General features: G+C 35.6%; 16 protein-coding genes. 8 read left to right on the plus strand and 8 right to left on the minus strand.

The window, feature by feature from the left end; translation table 11 throughout:
* Positions 1-135: 135 nt before the first annotated feature.
* Positions 136-1,602 carry a catalase gene (locus BTM29_RS01740; RefSeq protein ID WP_076613854.1) on the minus strand — a complete coding sequence of 489 codons (1,467 nt, stop codon included), beginning with the start codon at positions 1,600-1,602 and terminating at the stop codon, positions 136-138.
* A 294-nt stretch (positions 1,603-1,896) separates the two neighbouring features.
* On the opposite strand from BTM29_RS01740, the gene BTM29_RS01745 reads away from it, so the two are divergent.
* Positions 1,897-2,850: an alpha/beta hydrolase gene (locus BTM29_RS01745; protein ID WP_076613855.1), complete on the plus strand. Its 954-nt coding sequence runs from the start codon at positions 1,897-1,899 to the stop codon at positions 2,848-2,850.
* Positions 2,851-2,962: 112 nt separating this feature from the next.
* Here the strand turns inward: BTM29_RS01745 and BTM29_RS01750 are convergent, their stop codons facing one another.
* From BTM29_RS01750 to BTM29_RS01765, 4 genes are all read right to left on the minus strand, one after another.
* Complete coding sequence (locus BTM29_RS01750) at positions 2,963-5,071, minus strand: BspA family leucine-rich repeat surface protein (RefSeq protein ID WP_083685894.1); 2,109 nt, start codon at positions 5,069-5,071, stop codon at positions 2,963-2,965.
* A gap of 134 nt (positions 5,072-5,205) precedes the next feature.
* Positions 5,206-5,586 carry a VOC family protein gene (locus BTM29_RS01755; protein ID WP_076613857.1) on the minus strand — a complete coding sequence of 127 codons (381 nt, stop codon included), beginning with the start codon at positions 5,584-5,586 and terminating at the stop codon, positions 5,206-5,208.
* Between the two features lie 74 nt (positions 5,587-5,660).
* The gene (locus BTM29_RS01760; RefSeq protein WP_076613858.1) at positions 5,661-5,945 is read right to left on the minus strand and encodes a hypothetical protein; all 285 of its coding nucleotides are present in this window, start codon (positions 5,943-5,945) and stop codon (positions 5,661-5,663) included.
* 108 nt (positions 5,946-6,053) lie between these two features.
* Positions 6,054-6,590 (minus strand): TetR/AcrR family transcriptional regulator, encoded by a 537-nt coding sequence (locus tag BTM29_RS01765; RefSeq protein ID WP_076613859.1) that lies wholly within the window; start codon positions 6,588-6,590, stop codon positions 6,054-6,056.
* Between the two features lie 191 nt (positions 6,591-6,781).
* On the opposite strand from BTM29_RS01765, the gene BTM29_RS01770 reads away from it, so the two are divergent.
* The 3 genes from BTM29_RS01770 to BTM29_RS01780 all read left to right on the plus strand — a co-directional run bounded on the left by BTM29_RS01770 (position 6,782) and on the right by BTM29_RS01780 (position 11,724).
* Positions 6,782-9,118, plus strand: coding sequence for an ABC transporter ATP-binding protein/permease (locus tag BTM29_RS01770; protein ID WP_076613860.1), 2,337 nt, complete (start codon positions 6,782-6,784; stop codon positions 9,116-9,118).
* Between the two features lie 202 nt (positions 9,119-9,320).
* Positions 9,321-11,033, plus strand: a complete 1,713-nt coding sequence (locus tag BTM29_RS01775) for an IS1182 family transposase (RefSeq protein WP_083685895.1) — start codon at positions 9,321-9,323, stop codon at positions 11,031-11,033.
* Between the two features lie 58 nt (positions 11,034-11,091).
* The gene (locus BTM29_RS01780) at positions 11,092-11,724 is read left to right on the plus strand and encodes an endonuclease III domain-containing protein (RefSeq protein ID WP_076613861.1); all 633 of its coding nucleotides are present in this window, start codon (positions 11,092-11,094) and stop codon (positions 11,722-11,724) included.
* Here BTM29_RS01780 and BTM29_RS01785 read toward each other — a convergent pair.
* Positions 11,713-12,315 (minus strand): TetR/AcrR family transcriptional regulator, encoded by a 603-nt coding sequence (locus tag BTM29_RS01785; protein WP_076613862.1) that lies wholly within the window; start codon positions 12,313-12,315, stop codon positions 11,713-11,715. The two genes, BTM29_RS01780 and BTM29_RS01785, sit on opposite strands and share 12 nt — an antisense overlap.
* Positions 12,316-12,544: 229 nt before the next feature.
* Here BTM29_RS01785 and BTM29_RS01790 point away from each other — a divergent pair, with 229 nt between their 5' ends.
* Complete coding sequence (locus BTM29_RS01790) at positions 12,545-13,450, plus strand: ABC transporter ATP-binding protein (protein ID WP_076613863.1); 906 nt, start codon at positions 12,545-12,547, stop codon at positions 13,448-13,450.
* A gap of 3 nt (positions 13,451-13,453) precedes the next feature.
* The gene (locus BTM29_RS01795) at positions 13,454-15,070 is read left to right on the plus strand and encodes an ABC transporter permease (protein WP_076613864.1); all 1,617 of its coding nucleotides are present in this window, start codon (positions 13,454-13,456) and stop codon (positions 15,068-15,070) included.
* Between the two features lie 130 nt (positions 15,071-15,200).
* Here the strand turns inward: BTM29_RS01795 and BTM29_RS01800 are convergent, their stop codons facing one another.
* Positions 15,201-15,668: a hypothetical protein gene (locus BTM29_RS01800; RefSeq protein WP_076613865.1), complete on the minus strand. Its 468-nt coding sequence runs from the start codon at positions 15,666-15,668 to the stop codon at positions 15,201-15,203.
* A gap of 176 nt (positions 15,669-15,844) precedes the next feature.
* Here BTM29_RS01800 and BTM29_RS01805 point away from each other — a divergent pair, with 176 nt between their 5' ends.
* Together BTM29_RS01805 and BTM29_RS01810 are read left to right on the plus strand one after the other, a co-directional pair.
* Positions 15,845-17,215: an Nramp family divalent metal transporter gene (locus BTM29_RS01805; protein WP_076613866.1), complete on the plus strand. Its 1,371-nt coding sequence runs from the start codon at positions 15,845-15,847 to the stop codon at positions 17,213-17,215.
* Between the two features lie 149 nt (positions 17,216-17,364).
* Positions 17,365-18,114: a TerC family protein gene (locus BTM29_RS01810; RefSeq protein WP_418236009.1), complete on the plus strand. Its 750-nt coding sequence runs from the start codon at positions 17,365-17,367 to the stop codon at positions 18,112-18,114.
* A 48-nt stretch (positions 18,115-18,162) separates the two neighbouring features.
* On the opposite strand, the gene BTM29_RS01815 is transcribed toward BTM29_RS01810, so the two are convergent.
* A complete protein-coding gene (locus BTM29_RS01815; protein WP_076613868.1) occupies positions 18,163-19,002 on the minus strand; it encodes an AraC family transcriptional regulator in 840 nt (279 codons plus the stop codon).
* Positions 19,003-19,043: the final 41 nt, after the last annotated feature.

A 19,043-nucleotide genomic window follows, 5' to 3' on the forward strand; every position in this document is an offset into this window, starting at 1 on the left:
TAAATACCATTTTTTTTGATTTATACACGAAAACTGAACGTGTTTTGGTGCACTCTAATTTTGAAAGCGTAATAAATTGTGTTTTATTCCGCGATTTAGTAAATTTAAGAAACAGAAAAGCAAAAGAGCTTTTCTTTAAACAAAGTTCTCACTGTTCATAATCTCATCAATATCCATGTTTAATGCCTTGGCAACTCTAGTACCGTAATCTTTATCGGCTCCATAGAATTGTTTGATTTCTAATATCTTGATCTCATCTTTCTTCACTTGTCCAAGATTATCTTTGATCGTTTCGATCAATCGATCCTTTTCCTCATCAGACATCAATCTGTAAAGGTCACCGGGTTGAGTCGTATAATCAACGTTATGACTATATGCCTGATTACCGGCCATTCCTTCAACTTCGTAATGTTTGATTGCTGCATTAGGAACTTCTTTAGGGCCATCAAATGAGTTAGGTTCATAGTTAACTCCTGAACCTTGATTGTCGCTCTTCATTGCTCCATCACGTTCATAATTATGTACTTCAACCAATGGTCTATTTACCGGTAGATCTTCGAAATTAGCACCTAGTCTATATCTTTGCGTATCCTTATATGCGAACAATCTACCTTGTAACAACTTATCAGGTGAAGGTTCAATACCAGGGACAAAGTTAGCTGGTGATACAGCAGCCTCTTCAACATCTGTGAAATAATTCTCAGGATTCTTGTTCAAGGTCAACTTACCAACTTTTATCAACGGATAGTCTTTATGAGAAACAACTTTTGTAACATCAAAAATATCCCATTTATACTTCAAACCTTCTTCATATGGAATTATTTGAACATACATATTCCATGATGGAAAGTCGCCTTTATCAATGGCATCGAACAAATCATCTTGTAGATAATCAGTATTTTCAGAGGCAAGTTTATCAGCAAGTTGTGCTGAAATATTCTTAACCCCTTGATTTGACATCATATGGTACTTGATCCAGAACTGTTCTCCATCTTTATTGACCCACTTGAATGTATGTGAACCGTATCCATTCATAGTCCGATATGAAGCTGGAAGTCCACGATCACCCATTAAGTAAGTCACTTGATGTAATGACTCAGGTGAATGTGACCAAAAGTCCCACTGCATATCTTGAGTACGTCTATTAGTTTTGGGATCACGTTTTTGAGAATGGATAAAGTCAGGGAATTTCAGCGGATCATTCACAAAAAATACCGGTGTATTATTACCGACAATATCGTAATTACCCTCTTGTGTATAGAATTTAATAGAAAATCCTCTAACATCTCTAACTGTATCTGGATAACCTTTCTCACCAGCAACTTGAGAAATTCTCATCATAATAGGTGTTTTCTTACCTGCTCCAGAAAATAGATCAGCTTTTGTATACTTTCCCATATCATTTTCTAGTTCAAATACTCCTGTAGCACCCGCACCCTTAGCATGAACGACACGTTCGGGAATACGTTCTCTATCAAAATGTGCTATTTTTTCCAACATATCATAATCTTGGATCAATACAGGTCCCCTTGAACCAGCAGTTTGTGTATGTTGATTATCTGCAAAAGGTTGTCCGGCTTCCGTTGTAAGTTTCTTTGTCATCGTTTAATTCCTCCACATGCATTATTATGCTATTACATAATCGAATTATATCTAAAAATTGTCAAATAAATCAAACTATATACAATCGCTATATTATACGTATATATGCCATACATCTTGTACAGTAAGGGATAAGTCCGTTTAAATAAATGCTATTGTAAAGTTTTAGCACTATTTATGTTCAAAAAAGACAATAATAATTATTTATAAAATGCAGAGCATATCAATTGCATAATTATTATCTTTCACATAATATTAAATTTGTTAAATTAATTGATTAAGGAGAATAATTTTATGATTAACAGAATATCTTTAGAGTCAGAAGCTTTAGCTATTTGTGAGGGAACAGATCCACATCCACGTATTTATGAGGGATCAGCCGATGATGGTAGAAAGATCCTAAATGATCTTCAAAACAGCCCTGTAACTAAGAGTAATGTGGATATACAAGATGTAGCCGTAGATACAGGAGAATGGGGTCAAATCAACGTACGTATTATTAGACCTGAAGCAAACTATGGTAAATTGCCTGTTATTTTCTACATTCATGGTGCTGGTTGGGTGTTTGGTAATGCCCATACACATGACAAACTTGTTAGAGAACTTGCCCTAAGAACTAACTCAGTCGTTGTCTTCCCTGAGTACAGCCTATCTCCAGAAGCAAAATATCCAACAGCCATCGAACAAAACTACGCCGCTTTAAAATGGGTTGAAAAAAACGCTAAAGATATCAATGTAGACATTGATAAACTAACAGTTGCTGGTGATAGTGTTGGAGGTAACATGGCTACTGTTATGACATTAATGGCAAAAGAACGTAAGGGTCCACAGATTAAACAACAATTATTATATTACCCTGTAACTAATGCCAACTTTGATACTGAATCATATAACACATTTGCAGATCACTATTATTTAACAAAGGAAGGAATGGAATGGTTCTGGGATCAATACACAACTGACCCTGAACAAAGAGCTGAGATCACTGCCTCACCTTTACGTGCAACTAAAGAACAACTTGAAGGATTACCAGATGCAATGATCCTAAATGGTGAAGCCGACGTTTTACGTGATGAAGGTGAAGAATATGCCAGACACTTACGTGAAGCCGGCGTTGATGTAACTCAAATCCAATTCCAAGGTATGATCCATGACTTTGTAATGATCAATTCATTAGATGAAGCAAAAGCTACTAGAGCTGCTATGGACGCTTCTACAAAGTGGTTAAACAAGAAGAACAACAAATAATAATCAATTAACACTACATACGATTTCCACAACAAAAAAGTGTAACAAGGCATGCCTTCTGAGTACAAACATGTTTGGTTACACTTTTTGTGTATCTTCAAATTTAATAAATCTAAACACTATCAACCATAGTCCAATCAAGTGTACCTTGATAATCACCAGAGAGCTGTGTTCCATCAAGATTCAATAATAATCCTCCATCATCATCCCATAAGAGTTGTTGATTTCCAGACCCATCATCTCCTATTGTAGATGGAATCGAACCATTAAAGATACTTTGGTTATTGTCATTCAATGTGACAGTTTCACCATTTTCTTTTTTAAATATCAAAGAATCGTTCAAAACGTTCCCTTCAGTCGATGTTAATGGACTAGATACTTTCACCTCTATCGACTTGGTCAGTGGTTGAGCTGGATATGAATAATTGTGAAAGATTATTCCCCAGTCACTTTGACGCTGAACCACACCTTTGGCACTAGGTAGTGACGCTTTAAAATCAACCGATGGGACCTCAATAGATGCTTCATAATATGGTTCTTGTTGCCAAACAATCGTCGAATCACTACTGGATGGATTCGCATAAAGGTTGTATATATCATCTACTGAATAAGTTGGACCTTTTGGATCATGGTCAGTACCATTTAGGACCGTTTGCCAATGATCACTGATATTTGTATAGACCTCAGAAGTAGTATCATCAAAGATCTCCGTGTCATTACCGGGTGGCGTAACTAAACCAATATTACTAGACAGAATAGTCTTGGGGCCTAAGTTTATCTTCCATAAACTGTCAGTACCAGAAAGCGCATCACCCATATCAAGATTGGTAGTATCCCAACTCGAAAGATCCAGTGTCCTTAGTGAAGTATCACCTTCAAATATTGATGACGCACTCGATACCTTGCTCAGGTCAAACTTGGAGACATCGATACTAGTAAGGTTTTTACATCCCGAAAACATTTCACTAATAATAAATGCTTTAGAAAAATCGAAGTTTGCGACCACATCTAGGTTGGTAAATGTCGTATTAGTAAACATATTGGAAAAATTAGTACATTTGCTAGTATCCCACTCTTCTAGATTCAGCCCGCTAAGATCATTCAATGAACTATTTGAAAACATCGTATCCAAACTAGTAGTACTACTAGTATCAAAGCTACCTAGTAAGGTTGTTAAATACTTAGTATTAGAAAACATCCATGACATATTCAAAACTTTACTCGTATTAAAATTGGACAGATCTAGTGTCTCCATGTTACTAGACGCAAACATCAAACTGAAATTCGTTACATTCTCAGTAGTGAATTTACCACCCATATTGATAACAGGATAGGCTGACATCTGTGTGAACATCGACTGCATGGAAGTTGCACTGCTTGTATCCCAATTCGACAAATCAATCTCGGTCAATTTAGTACATGATCCAAAGAACCAAGCAAAATTCTCCACTTTAGATACATCCCAATTCTCAATATCATCAAGAGATTCTTGTCTGGAATTATAAAACATATACTGCATATCTGTGACCTGACTAGTATCCAAATCATTCAATCCCGTAACTTTCAAAGCACTGTCACCAGCAAATAATCTGCCCATATCGACCACATTAGAAGTATCCCATGTGGATAGATCGAGTGTTTTTAGTGAAACAACAGTATCAAACATCCCGTGCATATTAGTTGTTTGACTCGTATCAAAGTTCTTAATACCAGAAATCGTCGTTAAAACTGGACAACTCTTAAACATGTTGGACATATCGTAAACGTTACTAGTATCCGCATTAGTGACATCTATTGTTTTCACATTCGTCAATGAAGCGAATAAGTTCGACGAATCCTGATTGAAAATAACTCCATCATCAATTTTGACGTTAACAATATAATCCACATATGACATCCAATTTCCTGCACCAGCATCTAAAGTTCCTTCATGAATGGTCAAAGTACCATCGGAATCGACATCCCAATCACAAGTCCCAAATACTCCGCTCATCAAAGAATCGTCTTTTGGCTGAATCACAGAAACTGCATCACTACTTGTTGCCTCAGACTCTAAGATAGCATTAACATCCATTAACCGCTGAATCTCACTGTCGTTTTTAGAGGCATGCACAGTTACACCTCTGCAGACAAATAAACATAGTCCGCCCATTGCTATTATCCCAGTCAAAATAGTTTTCCGGAATTTAATGGAAATTTCGTATGTACTATTTTGTGCCATATTTCACCTCGCAAGATTATACATATCAAATAAATTATATTTTAATTATTACATATAATTCACTTTTTTAAATTTATTTTTGCTCAAAATGATAATATGTATAATTTACTGATATTCTTACTGGCAAAATAGCACTATATATCTTGTTCGATCGTTCCAACTGCAAAATGATGATCTTCTGGATCAGAGAAGTTAAATACCAATTGATCTCCTTGAGTGGATATCTCACTAATAGTATTCGCAAACATTTCGATCCTGTCATGAACTTCTCGGATATCGTTAGTCAAAAACATCAATGATGGCATTTCCAAAGAGACCATAGGTGAATATTCTCTGATGAATTCTACATCATATAGGTTGATATTGACTTGATCTAGTACACTCAATTTAATTTCAGTGCTGGTATCGATCATTTCAGTTTCTTTGATCAACGTTGCTCCCAAAGCATCCTCAAAGAATCTGGCTATTAAATCTACATTTCTTACATACAACATAACTTCAAGTTTTTGTAACATAATTTCCTCCAAAAAAAAAGATATACTTCACCAGAAGTATACCTTACTTAAGTAATAAGAGTCTGTGATGGTACTTAGACTCTTTCATACATTTGTTTAGCTATTCTCTTAACCGTTCTACGGTGATATAGATCATTGCCTTGTCCCCAGAAAATAAAGCTTAGCGAGATATAGATTATTGAAACTAATATATCTAATAAATCCAATCCTAATTGCTTTGATATTAACAACCAAAGAATAAATCCGATTGAGACAATTGGAATGATTGCCCCCATCCAATTGATTGAATTATTGGCTAAGACATATTTCTCAAGCAATAACGCAACTAGTGATCCCGCAACAAATAAAATTTCCCTCATAAATACGTCCTCCCCTAAAACAACGTGTTTTTTGCACCATTAAAAATGGTAACATAGTTATTTTCAGAAAATAAGGAATTAGTATTATGAAAGCGTACCCAACGGCAATTATTTCTCTTTTCTAATTAATGGACGTATTTCTTGAATGTTATCAGCGAAGACAAGTGGAATTATAATTCCGGTCAATTTATGCGGTGTGAGTTTCATCCCATCCTTGACCCACTTTTTCAGAACACTTTGAAGTCCTGCCATCAAATAGACCTCTTGATAAGCATCTATATCCAAGTTTATGGGATCAAAGTTCTCAAATAACTTCTCTAACAGACGGGTTTTCCCTTCTACGAAAACCAAATTGCTGAGCCGTTTATGATGATAGAACTCATTCAAGACCATCTCCATACCTTGCATTGGAGAATTGACCATCTCCGAATTGAGTGATTCTAAGAACTCAGCTTCAATATTATCAACACAGCCATATACATCATCAAAATAACGATAAAATGTCGTGCGATTAATATCTGCTAACTTACAGACTTCTGTCACTGTAATATTATTGATAGTCTTGCTCTCAAGTAAAGACAACACCGCGTCTTGTATTACCTTTCTAGTATATTGAGCTCGACGGTTGTTTTTTATTCCTACCATATAAGTAACACTTCCTTTGCGTCATTAATGCAACAAACTACCCAAACGTGTTACACTTACAACAAATTATTTATAATTGATGATTGTTTTTTAGGTAAAAAATTTCTATTATATGAAACATGGTGTTGCAACAATGCAATTTTATCAAAGTTGACTGTAACATTACAAATCTTAAATAAAGGGAATAAAATATGCTGGAATTAAAACACATAAAGAAGTATTTCTATGTCGGCGATTCTGTTACCAAGGCTCTTGATGATGTTTCTGTATCATTCAGACCAAAAGAATTCGTCGCTATTTTGGGACCTAGTGGTTCCGGTAAAACCACTATGCTCAACGGAATCGGTGGATTAGATATATATGATTCTGGTGACTTAATTATTAAGGGTAAATCAACTAAGGATTTTTCTGAAGCAGATTGGGATGCTTACCGTAACAATTCAGTTGGTTTCATTTTCCAAAGTTACAATATTATCGGACATCTAAGTATTCTAGACAACGTCGAAATGGGTATGACACTTAGTGGTGTTGATAATGCCGAAAAGAAAGACAAGGCCATTAAGGCTCTTGAACGTGTTGGTTTAGGACCACATATGAACAAAAAGCCTAACCAATTATCCGGTGGTCAAATGCAACGTGTTGCCATCGCTAGAGCTATCGCCAATGATCCTGAGATCCTTCTTTGTGACGAACCAACAGGTGCTCTGGATACTGAGACCAGTGTTCAGATCATGGAACTTATCAAAGAATTATCCAAGGAACGACTAGTAATCATGGTTACTCATAACCCTGATCTAGCTAAAGAATACGCAAATCGTATCATCAACTTTGCGGATGGTAAGATTCAAGATGATTCTAATCCATATTCAGAGGATACAGACAAAGATAATTTCGAATTAAAGAAGACCAAAATGACATTTTGGACAGCTTTGAAATTGTCATACACTAATATCAAAACTAAAAAGGCTCGTACTTTCCTGACTGCCTTTGCTTCCAGTATTGGTATCATCAGTATTGCCATTGTTTTGGCGCTGTCTTCTGGATTCCAAAAGCAAATTGATAAGACTCAATCCAATACACTTGCACAATTTCCAATCACTATTTCACAAGTTGCATCAAGTCAGACTGCCCCAACTACTAATGACAATAAATTAACGAAGTCTAAGAAGACCAAAGTTACTGCCAAGCTAAGTCAAGCTGACAAAGCAACTCACGTTAACAAGATAACCAAAAAGTACACTAAATATATCGATAACATCGACCCTGAATTGAGTAAGACAATTACTTATACTTATTCAACTGGTATGAACTTACTTAGCGAGAATAACGGCAAAGTCAAGACTGCCACGTTCTCAAATACTGATAGCAGTAGTGCCAATACAGCCAGCGCTATGACAAGCGCCATGGCAACATCAACTGGTATCGGTGGTTCTGTTTATCCTAGTGGTAAAAATGGTCAGGCATTTTTGAAGAAGCACTACAAGGTAGTATCTGGATCAATGCCTAAGAGTGCCAACGATGTTGTTTTATTGGTTGATAGTGATAATTCAACTAACATTAACGCATTGAAGAACATTGGTCTAACAGTTAAAGATGGTCAAAAATTCAACTTTAACAAACTTGTTGGTAAAGAATTCAAAATAGTTAACAACAATGATTATTATAAGAAGTTAGCAACTGGAACATTCTTGCCTAACTCTGCTGACTCAACACTTTATAACAATAGTTCAAACACAACTGTAAAGATCTCTGGTATCTTGCGTGTTAAGTCAAAATCTTCAGAGAATATATTAGCTTCTGGTATTGCATATAGTGATAAATTAACGAAGAATATCATCAACGCAAACAAGAACTCTGATATTGTTGAAGCTCAAAAGAGTAGCAGTACTAACGTCTTAACTGGTGCTAGTGTTGAAGATTCAACAACTAAATCTACACTGATCAGCTACCTTGGTGGATCAACAACACCAGCAAGCATCATGATTTATCCAAACAACTTCAAGAATAAAGACAAAGTTCTCAAGTACTTGGACAAATACAATAGTGGTAAGAAGAAATCTGATAAGGTTATCTATACAGATATGGCCGGTTCAGTTTCCAACCTAACAGGTGGATTGATGGACGCCATTACTTACGTCCTAGTTGCCTTTGCAGGTATCTCACTAGTAACAAGTATGATCATGATTTCAATCATTACCTATACATCAGTCCTTGAGCGTACCAAAGAAATTGGTATTTTAAAGGCATTGGGTGCTAGAAAGAAAGATATCACCCGAGTATTTGATGCTGAGACAACTATTCTCGGTGTTGCATCCGGTGTATTAGGTGTGGTAATTGCCTACTTGGCAACATTCCCAATTAATATCATCTTAAAAAATATGACAGATTTGTCTAACGTTGCACAATTGAACCCAATACATGCAATTGTCCTAATAATTGTAAGTACAGTTCTAACAGTACTTGGTGGACATATTCCTGCTCGTATGGCAGCTAAGAAAGACGCCGCTACAGCGCTTCGCTCAGAATAGAGCGATACACAACACGGTTAATTTCCGAGCATTAACTGAAAAGGGAGCTTGTGACATAACTCTACATTAAAAGAGCCTTCATACAGAAACGTTCGGTTTCCGTATGAAGGCTCTTCTTGTATAATAAAAGAATAATAAAAAAAGAGCACCGGTCCGAACACCGATACTCCACGAAATCACCCTCGAAAGGATGTTCCAAATTATGTTCAATAATTATAACATAAATCAGACAAGTTTAAATATGGCAATCGAATTTATTCCAGAGAAAGATCACGAAGCGTATTATATCAATGAATTAGTGGAATCTATTGAGTTTCACGATAGTTATGAGACAGGACGTCCGCGTGAATATGATTTGCGGGCCGTCCTAAAATTAGTACTATTTTCATATCTTAGAGGTCGCTACACTTGTCGCCAAATTGAGCGAGAAGCTCGCGAGAATATCTATGCACGTTGGTTGACTCAAGAACACGTTCCTTCATATCGCACAATTGCACGCTTTATAGTTTCCGACGAAGCTATGGAGATGATTCAATCAAGTTTTGAATCTATGCGTAGCTTTTTAGTTGAACATAACTTGATTGACGATTGTGTATTTATTGATGGGACCAAGATTTTGGCGAATGCCAATAAATATTCGTTTGTCTGGAAGAAGAAAATCATTCATTATGATGATTTAAACCGCGAAAAAGCTGAAGTCATTCTAAATGAAATAAAAGAAGTTGAAACCACTGCCTTTTCAGAATCATTACCCATGGACTATGATAATTTAGATTTGACTATTGCTAAGTTAGAAGAACGAATTGAACAATTGGATTTAAAAGTAGAAGAAACCAAGAAAATCTCTCCTAACTCTGCGAAGCGGGTGCGGAGAATAATGAAATCCAAGTTAAACAAGACAAAACATATCAGTGAGAAGCATGATAAATATTCAGAAGATATGAAGATTTTTGGTGAACGTAATAGCTTTTCAAAAACTGACCATGACGCTACATTCATGCGAGTCAAAGAAGACCCAATGCAAAACGGACAACTGAAACCTGGATATAACCTACAGATTGCCACTAGTAATCAATTTACCTTGGATTATGATCTGTTCTGGAATCCAACCGATACTCGTACCTTGATTCCATTCCTCAAAACTCTGGAGACCCACCGAGTTTTAGGACGTTTCATAGTGGCTGATGCAGGATATGGTTCAGAATCTAACTACAGATATATTGAAGATGAATTACTAGACCAAACTTCCTTGATTCCTTACGGTACGATGCTCAAGGAAAATAGTCGTAAATGGAAATCAGATGAAAAGAAAGTTCTAAACTGGGACTACCATGATATCGATGATTATTACATTGATCCCAACGGTGTTAGATTCAACTTTCTAAGAGTTACTATTAGAACCGATAAATATAAATTTAAAAGACAGTTTCGTTGTTATAAAGCCGAATCAAAAGATGAGAATCAAGAAATAATTGATGCGGCATTTAATAAAAGTGGAGGTGTCAGATATATTTATATTAATTCTGAATGGGAATATTTCAAAGCACATGAACGAGAGAAGCTTTATGGTAAAGTTGGGGCAAAAATATATGCCCAACGAAAAATCGATGTAGAACCGGTTTTTGGACACCTTAAGGCTTATTTGCATTTTACCAGGTTCACGGTTCGTGGAACTGATAAAGTCAAAAGCCAAATGGGATTAGCCTTAATGGCAATGAATATGGGAAAACTAGCCAAAAGAATGGCTTTTTCTTTAAAAAACAAAAGGACCAGAACAGGAAATCTTCGGATTTCCAAGTTCTGGTCTTATTTTTTATGGAGTTTTGTCACAAGCTCTTTTCAATTAAGCGGAAGAAATTGTGTTGTGTATCGCGTTTACGAAAATAATTTGAGAAACAAACATAGTTTCCCGTGAAACAATCTAAGACATTCTAAGTGATTTGTTAGATAATGGACATCTGGGGGGTGTACTAATGTACAAAGAAATCACTATCAAACAATTATTCGAACTATTGAACAAACAACTTGGTAGACAAAACTGGTGGCCTACTCATAGCACTGAAGAAATGCTAGTCGGGATGATTCTTATCCAAAATACCAACTGGAAAAACGTTGATAAATCCCTTTCCAACTTACAAAAAGCAACAGGATTTGACTTGGATAAGTTGCTAGATTTAACACTTGATGATTTACGTGACTTAATTCAGCCTAGTGGATTTTACAAAAACAAATCAATCTACGTTCGTTCCTTACTTACCGCTTACCGTGATGAATTCAATGATTGGGAGAAATTATCCACTCAATCATTGCGAAAAAGACTATTAAATCTAAAGGGGATCGGCAATGAGACCGCCGATGTATTACTACTCTATTATTTCCATCGTTCTACCTTTGTAGCAGATAATTACTGTATGAGATTATTCATGAATCTTCATGCTTTCACTGAGAAACCAACATATATGCAACTAAAGAATTCCGTTCAAGCAGACTTTGACTTCACACCAGATCAAGCTAGTGAATTTCATGCTCTAATAGATGAATTCGGAAAGTTAAAAAGCGACTTTTTTGATGGCTATCAGCTAGTTTTACCACGCTCACTTACCTAGAATGCCATAAAAGAACACACGAGCCAAGCCATTTGAGTACTTTTTAGTAACAATATCCTTGGTCTTTTTGGCTGTTGCTGGATTCATAAAATAACTCAAAATCATATCAACATACATCAATACCACTTCATCTTGAATGTCGTCACTGATCATATTTTCAGCACGACCCTGTTTCAAAATTTTCCTCCAGAATCCATCTTTACCAGTGTTATATGCTTTCATAACCCGGTCATCCCCATTGGCAGCTTGAAACTCATCAATCATGAAACCCATGAAGTCTTGATTGATGACATTGACCTCACTACTACCAAAGGCTAAGATACTTTCGATCTTTTCTTTGAAGTTCATATTTGATTGTTCCAACTTTTTATCATAAGCTTGATACCCTTCAACAATCATATTGATCATGACTTCTCTAGCAAGCTCAATTTTACTGGGAAAATACTTATACAATGTCACTTGTGACGAATGTGCCTCCTTTGCGATTTCTGCAATGGAGGTATTTTTATATCCATTAGTAGTAAAAGTCTTAGTTGCCGACTTCAAAATGTCATTTTTCTTTTGATTCTTACGTTTTTGGTTATCTGACATAATTTTCTCCCAAAATTTTTTTAAACAATATTTCATTTTTTATACTGGTACATCAATACATTAATTTTCAAATGACAGAATAGTTCATTTCAGCGATATTTAGATATTGACACTTGATATCTTCACAACTAATATACTCTTTGATAAATGAACTATTCAAGAAAAATATTTCATTTTGTTTTAAATTATTCAAGTTAATTGCTCATATTTTGTAAAGGGGATATCTATTATGCAACAAACTAATAACGCTATTTTACATGTTGATCATCTACAAAAGAATTTTGGTAAATTTCAGGCTTTAAAAAATGTTACTTTTGATGTTTATCCTGGGGAAATTTTTGGATTCATCGGCCCTAACGGTGCTGGTAAATCAACAACTATTCGAACACTTCTAGGGATTTTGCGTGCATCGGGTGGCGTTGCTACTTTATTTGGTAAAGACGTCTATAAGGATTCCGTGTCAATTCACAAAAAATTGGCTTATGTACCAGGCGATGTCTATCTATGGCCAAACTTGACCGGTGGTGAAATTATCGATTTGTTTTTGAAACTAGGAAATACTAAACATAACAGTAAAACCGATGAGATGATTAAACGATTCCAATTTGATCCTACCAAAAAAGCTCGAACTTACTCCAAGGGTAATCGTCAAAAAGTCGCTTTGATTGCTGCTTTTTCAACTGATGCCGACTTTTATATATTTGATGAACCAACATCAGGTCTTGATCCATTGAATGAGGAAATATTCCAAAAATCAGTAATGGAGCTAAAAGATCAAGGCAAATCAGTTCTGCTATCGAGTCATATCCTATCAGAAGTTGAAAAAATGTGTGATCGTATCGGAATAATTCGTAGTGGTGAAATCGTTGAAACTGGTTCACTTTCTGATATGAGACATCTAACTAGAACTGTCATCCAATTTCAAACGATGAAACCAACGCCTGAATTAAAAAATCTAGAAGGTATCCATAATGTTAAGTTGGAAAACAGTGGTTTAACAACTTTCTCAGTTGATTCTGACAAGATTGGTTCTGCTATGAGTTATTTGGCAGATAAGCAAATTGTTTCGTTACAATCGACTCCCCCAACTCTTGAAGATCTATTCATGAGATATTATTCGGATGAAAGAAGATAGACTATGGAAAATCGTAATTTTCATCAAACTTGGTTTTTAACACGTTTCAGTTTAAAACGTGACTGGCTAAAATTGGCTCTTTGGTCAGTTACTTTGATTGTTTTATTTGCGGCCGTTGCGGCTAAGTTCACAACTATCTATGACAGTCAGGCTTCAATAGATGAAATCGTCAAAACTTTAAAATCTCCATCAATGGTCTCATTATTTGGGAAATTATCAGGATCAGGTCCTTATACGACTGCGGATGTCTTTGCCGGTGAGATGACCGTCTTTATGGCAATGATTGCTGCCGTTATGAACTTTTCGATCATAATAAAAAATACCCGTGGTGAAGAAGATTCTGGATTATTAGAAATAATTCAATCTCATTCTGTGGGTAAACTATCCAATCTCGCTTCATCTTTGATTGAACTACTAATTATTAATTTAGTTATCGGTATCTTTTATAGCCTTGGATTACAATTTGCTGGACTATCTGGAACTGATACCAATGGTAACTTCTTATTGGGATTAGGATTAGGTGCAGCTGGATTCATGTTCGCCTCCATTGCAGCATTGATGGCACAATTAGTGGACAATTCTCGTTTTGCCATGATTCTTTCATATATCATATTTGGCATAATGTACATTGCCAGAATGTCGACTGATATCTCCAATCCAAACTTAACTTGGCTAATACCATTTGGATGGGTCGAGAAGTTTTCAACTTATCAAGATAATAATTGGCTACCAGTATTCTTGATGCTAGGGTTGTCATTGATTCTGTGTATAACGGCGTTATGGATCAATAATCATCGTGATATTGGTTCTGGAATCATCGCTACAAAGCCGGGACGCGCTACAGCATCAGTATTTCTACGTGGTCCTTTAAGTCTATTTTTTAGACTACATCGTACTTCGATCATCGTTTGGATAATTGGATTAATGATTCTAGGATTCACTTACGGATCGATCTTTAATACCATTGGTGACATTCTCAAAACTAATCCAACAATGGCACAATTAATAGGTGCCAGTGCTGTTCATAAGGCAAATGTTGTTATTATCAAACATTTTGTAGCTATTCTAATGATAGTTTTTGCCTGTTTAGCACTATTCCCAGGTATTCAAATTATCAATTATCTAAAAACTGGTGAAAGCAAAGGCTATTTGGAATTGATCCACTCTAAACCTGTAAGTAGAAGCTACTTATTTACCAGTATTTTACTTCTTGGTATTGCGACAAGTGTTGCTACTTTATTTGCCAGTATGATGGGACTCTACCTAGGTGGTATGTCCGTTATGAAACATCCAGTTGAAATGTCAGTATTCCTTAACAGCTTTGCCGCTTATCTGTCTGCTTTACTTGTAGTACTTGCAATAAGTGGTTGTATAGTTGGACTTATTCCTAGATTTTCAAGTTTTAGTTATCTATATATTGGTTTTGCATTATTCTCTGGATATTTTGGTAAATTGATAGATTTGCCAAAATGGGTCGCAAAGTTGACACCTTTTGGATACATCCCTGATGTTCCCGTTGGAAAAATTGATCCCGGTACTATGTGGTGGCAGCTTGGTATTACATTTGTTTTGATAGTTGTTGGATATATTGGTTATTCTTGTCGTGATTTGAAGAGTTGATTGTTTGCTTCGCAAACGCGCCACAATACACAATTTCTTCCGCTTAATCTAAAAGAGGCTGGTATTTGCATTCGCAAATATCAGCCTCTTTTAGATTAATGCTCGGAAATTACCCGTGTATTGTGGCGCTCTAAATTTGTCCTACTTCGACTTGTACACCAGAGGACAACTTCTTACTTAAATAATCTTGTATCGTTTTATATGAAGTATTAAAACTCATCTGTATTTGTTGTGGACGATTTGTATTAAAAATGACCGCAACTTTTGGTTTTCTTTGTGGAACTTCTATTGGAATCAGCGTTACATGAACTATTTGAGAGTAATCAATAACGCCAGAATAGAATCCATTCATCACGACTTTTTTCTCGCCAATTCCACCGACACCATTCATAATGGTGAGAGTTATAAATGCAGCAGTCATTATGATATATGGTAAGTCACTGCTGGCTGAAAACAACAGCCATGATCCGATAAATGCAGCAAAGATCAACGATGAAACTTTATAGATCGATCGTATCTCGATTTGTGACTGCCAGTATATGTTAAATACTGCCCCGGCTAGAAAAATTACATCTACTACTATTATTAGTATGTCCATATGGCCTCATTCCTTTTTATGTAATTGTAAGTTAGTATCCATCTTTTTACAAATTATTACTTTGATTCAAATCAATTTTCTTGTTGTTAAGCCAACCTAAAATTAATTTTTATTCTTGTTTAAAAAACTACTATAACATGATATCATATTGAGAGATTAAAAAGGGGGATACAAGCTTGAGTGATAAAAACAAAAAACACGATAGCCTGATCCATTACGCAAACGGTCCTTCATTAGAAGAAATAAACGATACCGTTGAAATTCCCAAAGACGCTGGATTCTTCAAGACACTATTAGCATATAGTGGTCCCGGAGCTCTAGTTGCCGTTGGATATATGGATCCTGGTAATTGGGTTACTTCCATCGCTGGTGGTGCTCAATTCAAATACAAACTTTTGACCGTCATTTTGATATCTAGTTTAATTGCCATGTTACTTCAATATATGGCTGCTAAACTAGGGATTGTAACTGGTCGGGATTTGGCACAATTAACAAGAGATAGAACCACCAAAAAGGTAGGTTTTGTACTCTGGATAGTTACTGAGCTAGCTATCATGGCAACTGATATTGCTGAAATAATCGGTTCTGCCATCGCTTTAAAATTATTATTTGGTATTCCAATTCTTTGGGGTGTTTTAATTACAGCCTTTGACGTGTTGCTTCTATTAATATTAATGAAACTTGGATTTAGAAAAATCGAAGCTATTGTAGCCGCATTGATTCTAGTAATTTTAGCAGTATTTATGTATGAAGTTATTCTAGCTCAACCTGATTGGGGACAGATGGTGATTGGATTCGTTCCTGATCCAGTTATTCTACAAAATCAAAGTATGCTTTATATTTCATTGGGTATTGTTGGTGCTACGGTAATGCCGCATAATCTATACTTGCATTCAAGTATCTCACAGGCTAGAAAATATGACCGTGCAGATACAAAGAGTGTTAAACAAGCTGTTCGTTTCTCAACTTGGGATTCAAATATCCAATTAACACTAGCATTTGTAGTTAACACCCTACTATTACTTCTAGGTGCTGCCTTATTCTATGGTACAAAGAGTGACTTAGGTCGATTTGTTGACTTATACAACGCACTACAAGATCCAAAAATTGCCGGTGCTGTTGCTAGTCCAGTATTAAGTATTCTTTTTGCTGTTGCACTGTTGGCTTCAGGTCAAAACTCAACTATCACTGGTACTTTATCAGGTCAGATTGTTATGGAAGGTTTCGTCCACATGAAGATGAAACTTTGGGTAAGACGTGTTATCACACGTTTGCTATCCATCTTACCTGTTATCGCCTTTGCTGTTATTTATCACGGTAATGAAGCAAAAATCGAATCATTATTAACATTCTCACAGGTATTTCTGAGTGTTGCGTTACCATTCTCGATTTTTCCACTAATTGCCTTTTCTAGTGATAAGAAGTTAATGGGTGAATTTGCGAATAAGAGTTATATCAAGTACATCGGGTACGGGATTGCTGTTATTCTAACTATTCTAAATATTTGGTTAATCTTCACAACTCTTAAAGAGGTCTATCATTTCTAAGATTTGTTCTAAAAAGGGACTGCGACATAATGCTTTTTTATGTCACGGTCCTTTTTTTGTTATAATATATACATAGACAATATGGTAATATACCGTTTGTAAATAAATATATTTTAAGGGAGCAAACCTGATTGAATGCACTTGTAAACATGTACGGACCGTTCTTCGACCTTCATAATTGGGCAACCGTTATTGAATCCGGCGAAGATTGGTTAATAATTTTATCATTAGTTGTTATGGAATGTATGCTATCCGTCGATAACGCTGTGGTCTTGGCTGCTCAAACACAGTCATTACCTAACAAAGTCGAACAGGAGAAATCTCTATTCTACGGATTATTTGGAGCGTATATTTTTCGTTTCCTAGTCATTGGTATAGGTGTATACCTGATCAACTTCTGGTGGATAAAGGTCCTTGGCGCTGGTTATTTATTCTACTTATTCTTAAAATACTTCTTTCTTGATAGAAGAAAAAAGGATAAGAAAGTTGAAGTTCCAAGTAAAAGACCTGAACCAACAGGCTGGAAAAAGCACATTCATATTTCTAGATTTTGGCAAGTTGTTATCTCAATCGAATTAATGGATATCGTATTCTCAATTGATTCTGTTCTAGCATCCCTAGCCATCTCAAGTAATCCAGTCATTGTTTTGATCGGTGGTATGATTGGAATCTTAGCAATGCGTGGTATTGCAGAGCTTATCATGGGTTGGATGGAGAAAATCCCTGAATTACAAGGAATGGCATATTTCTTGATTCTCTTCATCTCTGTTAAGTTATTCTTATCTATTCCAGCAATCGATATTGAAGTTCCAAATATGTTATTCGTAGCTGTATTGGTAGTTTCGATCATCGTCACTTTGATAATTCATTATATGAATAAGCGAAAAACTAATAACTAAATATAAAAAAGGTTCTAGTACCCACAAAGTGGATGCCAGAGCCTTTTTCTATTTACTATGTCTGAATTTGGAAGGAGTAAATCCTGTATATTTCTTAAAGGTTTGACTGAAATAACTCAATCTCGTAAAGCCTAATTCATTAGATATTTCTTGGATATTCATATCGGTATCTTTTAACAAAAACATAGCTCGTTGAACTTTTCTTGCATTGAGGTAAACTGAAAAGCTCAACTTTGTTTCTTTCTTAAATAACTTACTGAAATAATAATCAGACAAATATGCCCTATTAGATACCTGATCAAGTGTTAGGCGTTTATCCAAATTATCATCAATGAACTCAATTGCGGCAATAATTGCATGATTGGATGTCGAAAGATTCTTTAATTGTTGCAGCGCAATGGCTTCATTATCATCTAACTCTTCAATCATCGTATCAACATTGACGGGTTGTTTGATTAAGAATTCATCAATTCCTCTATTATTGATCAACAATCTTGCCATTCCCTCAAATAGAAACTTGAGGAACTCTGCTTGTTTTTGTAAATTTTGTAATATTACTAAATTATCTGGACCGGGATTTTTATCAACGTCATGCGCAACGTAAAGCTTCCCAACCATCTGATTAATGGTAGTAACTCGAATAGGAACATTCGTTAATTCAATGTGATATTTGAATCGATTCTTACTCAAGTCAGCAAAATTGCTGACTGTATCCAGTCTTGCAAGAATACTTTTTTTAGGAATCTCATCTATAGTTACATATAATAGTGAATCATTATTATCCAAGACAAAAATAACCAGATCGTTGGTTCTGGCATAATTTTGTAATACTCTGATCAATGCTTTTTCGTTACTAGAAAGAAGGGTCGCTAAGTCGAATTCCTCCATTATTATCCATCCTGTCCTATTTCATCACTATTATTATAAAG

Origin of the sequence: Companilactobacillus allii (assembly GCF_001971585.1) — a bacterium.
Taxonomy (GTDB): domain Bacteria; phylum Bacillota; class Bacilli; order Lactobacillales; family Lactobacillaceae; genus Companilactobacillus; species Companilactobacillus allii.

Coding starts and splice junctions, on each gene's coding strand:
- BTM29_RS01745 (WP_076613855.1), top strand. CDS start 1,897: ATGATTAACAGAATATCTTTAGAGTCAGAAGCTTTAGCTATTTGTGAG.
- BTM29_RS01795 (WP_076613864.1), top strand. CDS start 13,454: ATGGAAAATCGTAATTTTCATCAAACTTGGTTTTTAACACGTTTCAGT.
- BTM29_RS01785 (WP_076613862.1), bottom strand. CDS start 12,315: ATGTCAGATAACCAAAAACGTAAGAATCAAAAGAAAAATGACATTTTG.
- BTM29_RS01790 (WP_076613863.1), top strand. CDS start 12,545: ATGCAACAAACTAATAACGCTATTTTACATGTTGATCATCTACAAAAG.
- BTM29_RS01760 (WP_076613858.1), bottom strand. CDS start 5,945: ATGAGGGAAATTTTATTTGTTGCGGGATCACTAGTTGCGTTATTGCTT.
- BTM29_RS01765 (WP_076613859.1), bottom strand. CDS start 6,590: ATGGTAGGAATAAAAAACAACCGTCGAGCTCAATATACTAGAAAGGTA.
- BTM29_RS01770 (WP_076613860.1), top strand. CDS start 6,782: ATGCTGGAATTAAAACACATAAAGAAGTATTTCTATGTCGGCGATTCT.
- BTM29_RS01755 (WP_076613857.1), bottom strand. CDS start 5,586: ATGTTACAAAAACTTGAAGTTATGTTGTATGTAAGAAATGTAGATTTA.
- BTM29_RS01780 (WP_076613861.1), top strand. CDS start 11,092: ATGTACAAAGAAATCACTATCAAACAATTATTCGAACTATTGAACAAA.
- BTM29_RS01815 (WP_076613868.1), bottom strand. CDS start 19,002: ATGGAGGAATTCGACTTAGCGACCCTTCTTTCTAGTAACGAAAAAGCA.
- BTM29_RS01775 (WP_083685895.1), top strand. CDS start 9,321: ATGTTCAATAATTATAACATAAATCAGACAAGTTTAAATATGGCAATC.
- BTM29_RS01810 (WP_418236009.1), top strand. CDS start 17,365: ATGTACGGACCGTTCTTCGACCTTCATAATTGGGCAACCGTTATTGAA.
- BTM29_RS01750 (WP_083685894.1), bottom strand. CDS start 5,071: ATGGCACAAAATAGTACATACGAAATTTCCATTAAATTCCGGAAAACT.
- BTM29_RS01740 (WP_076613854.1), bottom strand. CDS start 1,602: ATGACAAAGAAACTTACAACGGAAGCCGGACAACCTTTTGCAGATAAT.
- BTM29_RS01800 (WP_076613865.1), bottom strand. CDS start 15,668: ATGGACATACTAATAATAGTAGTAGATGTAATTTTTCTAGCCGGGGCA.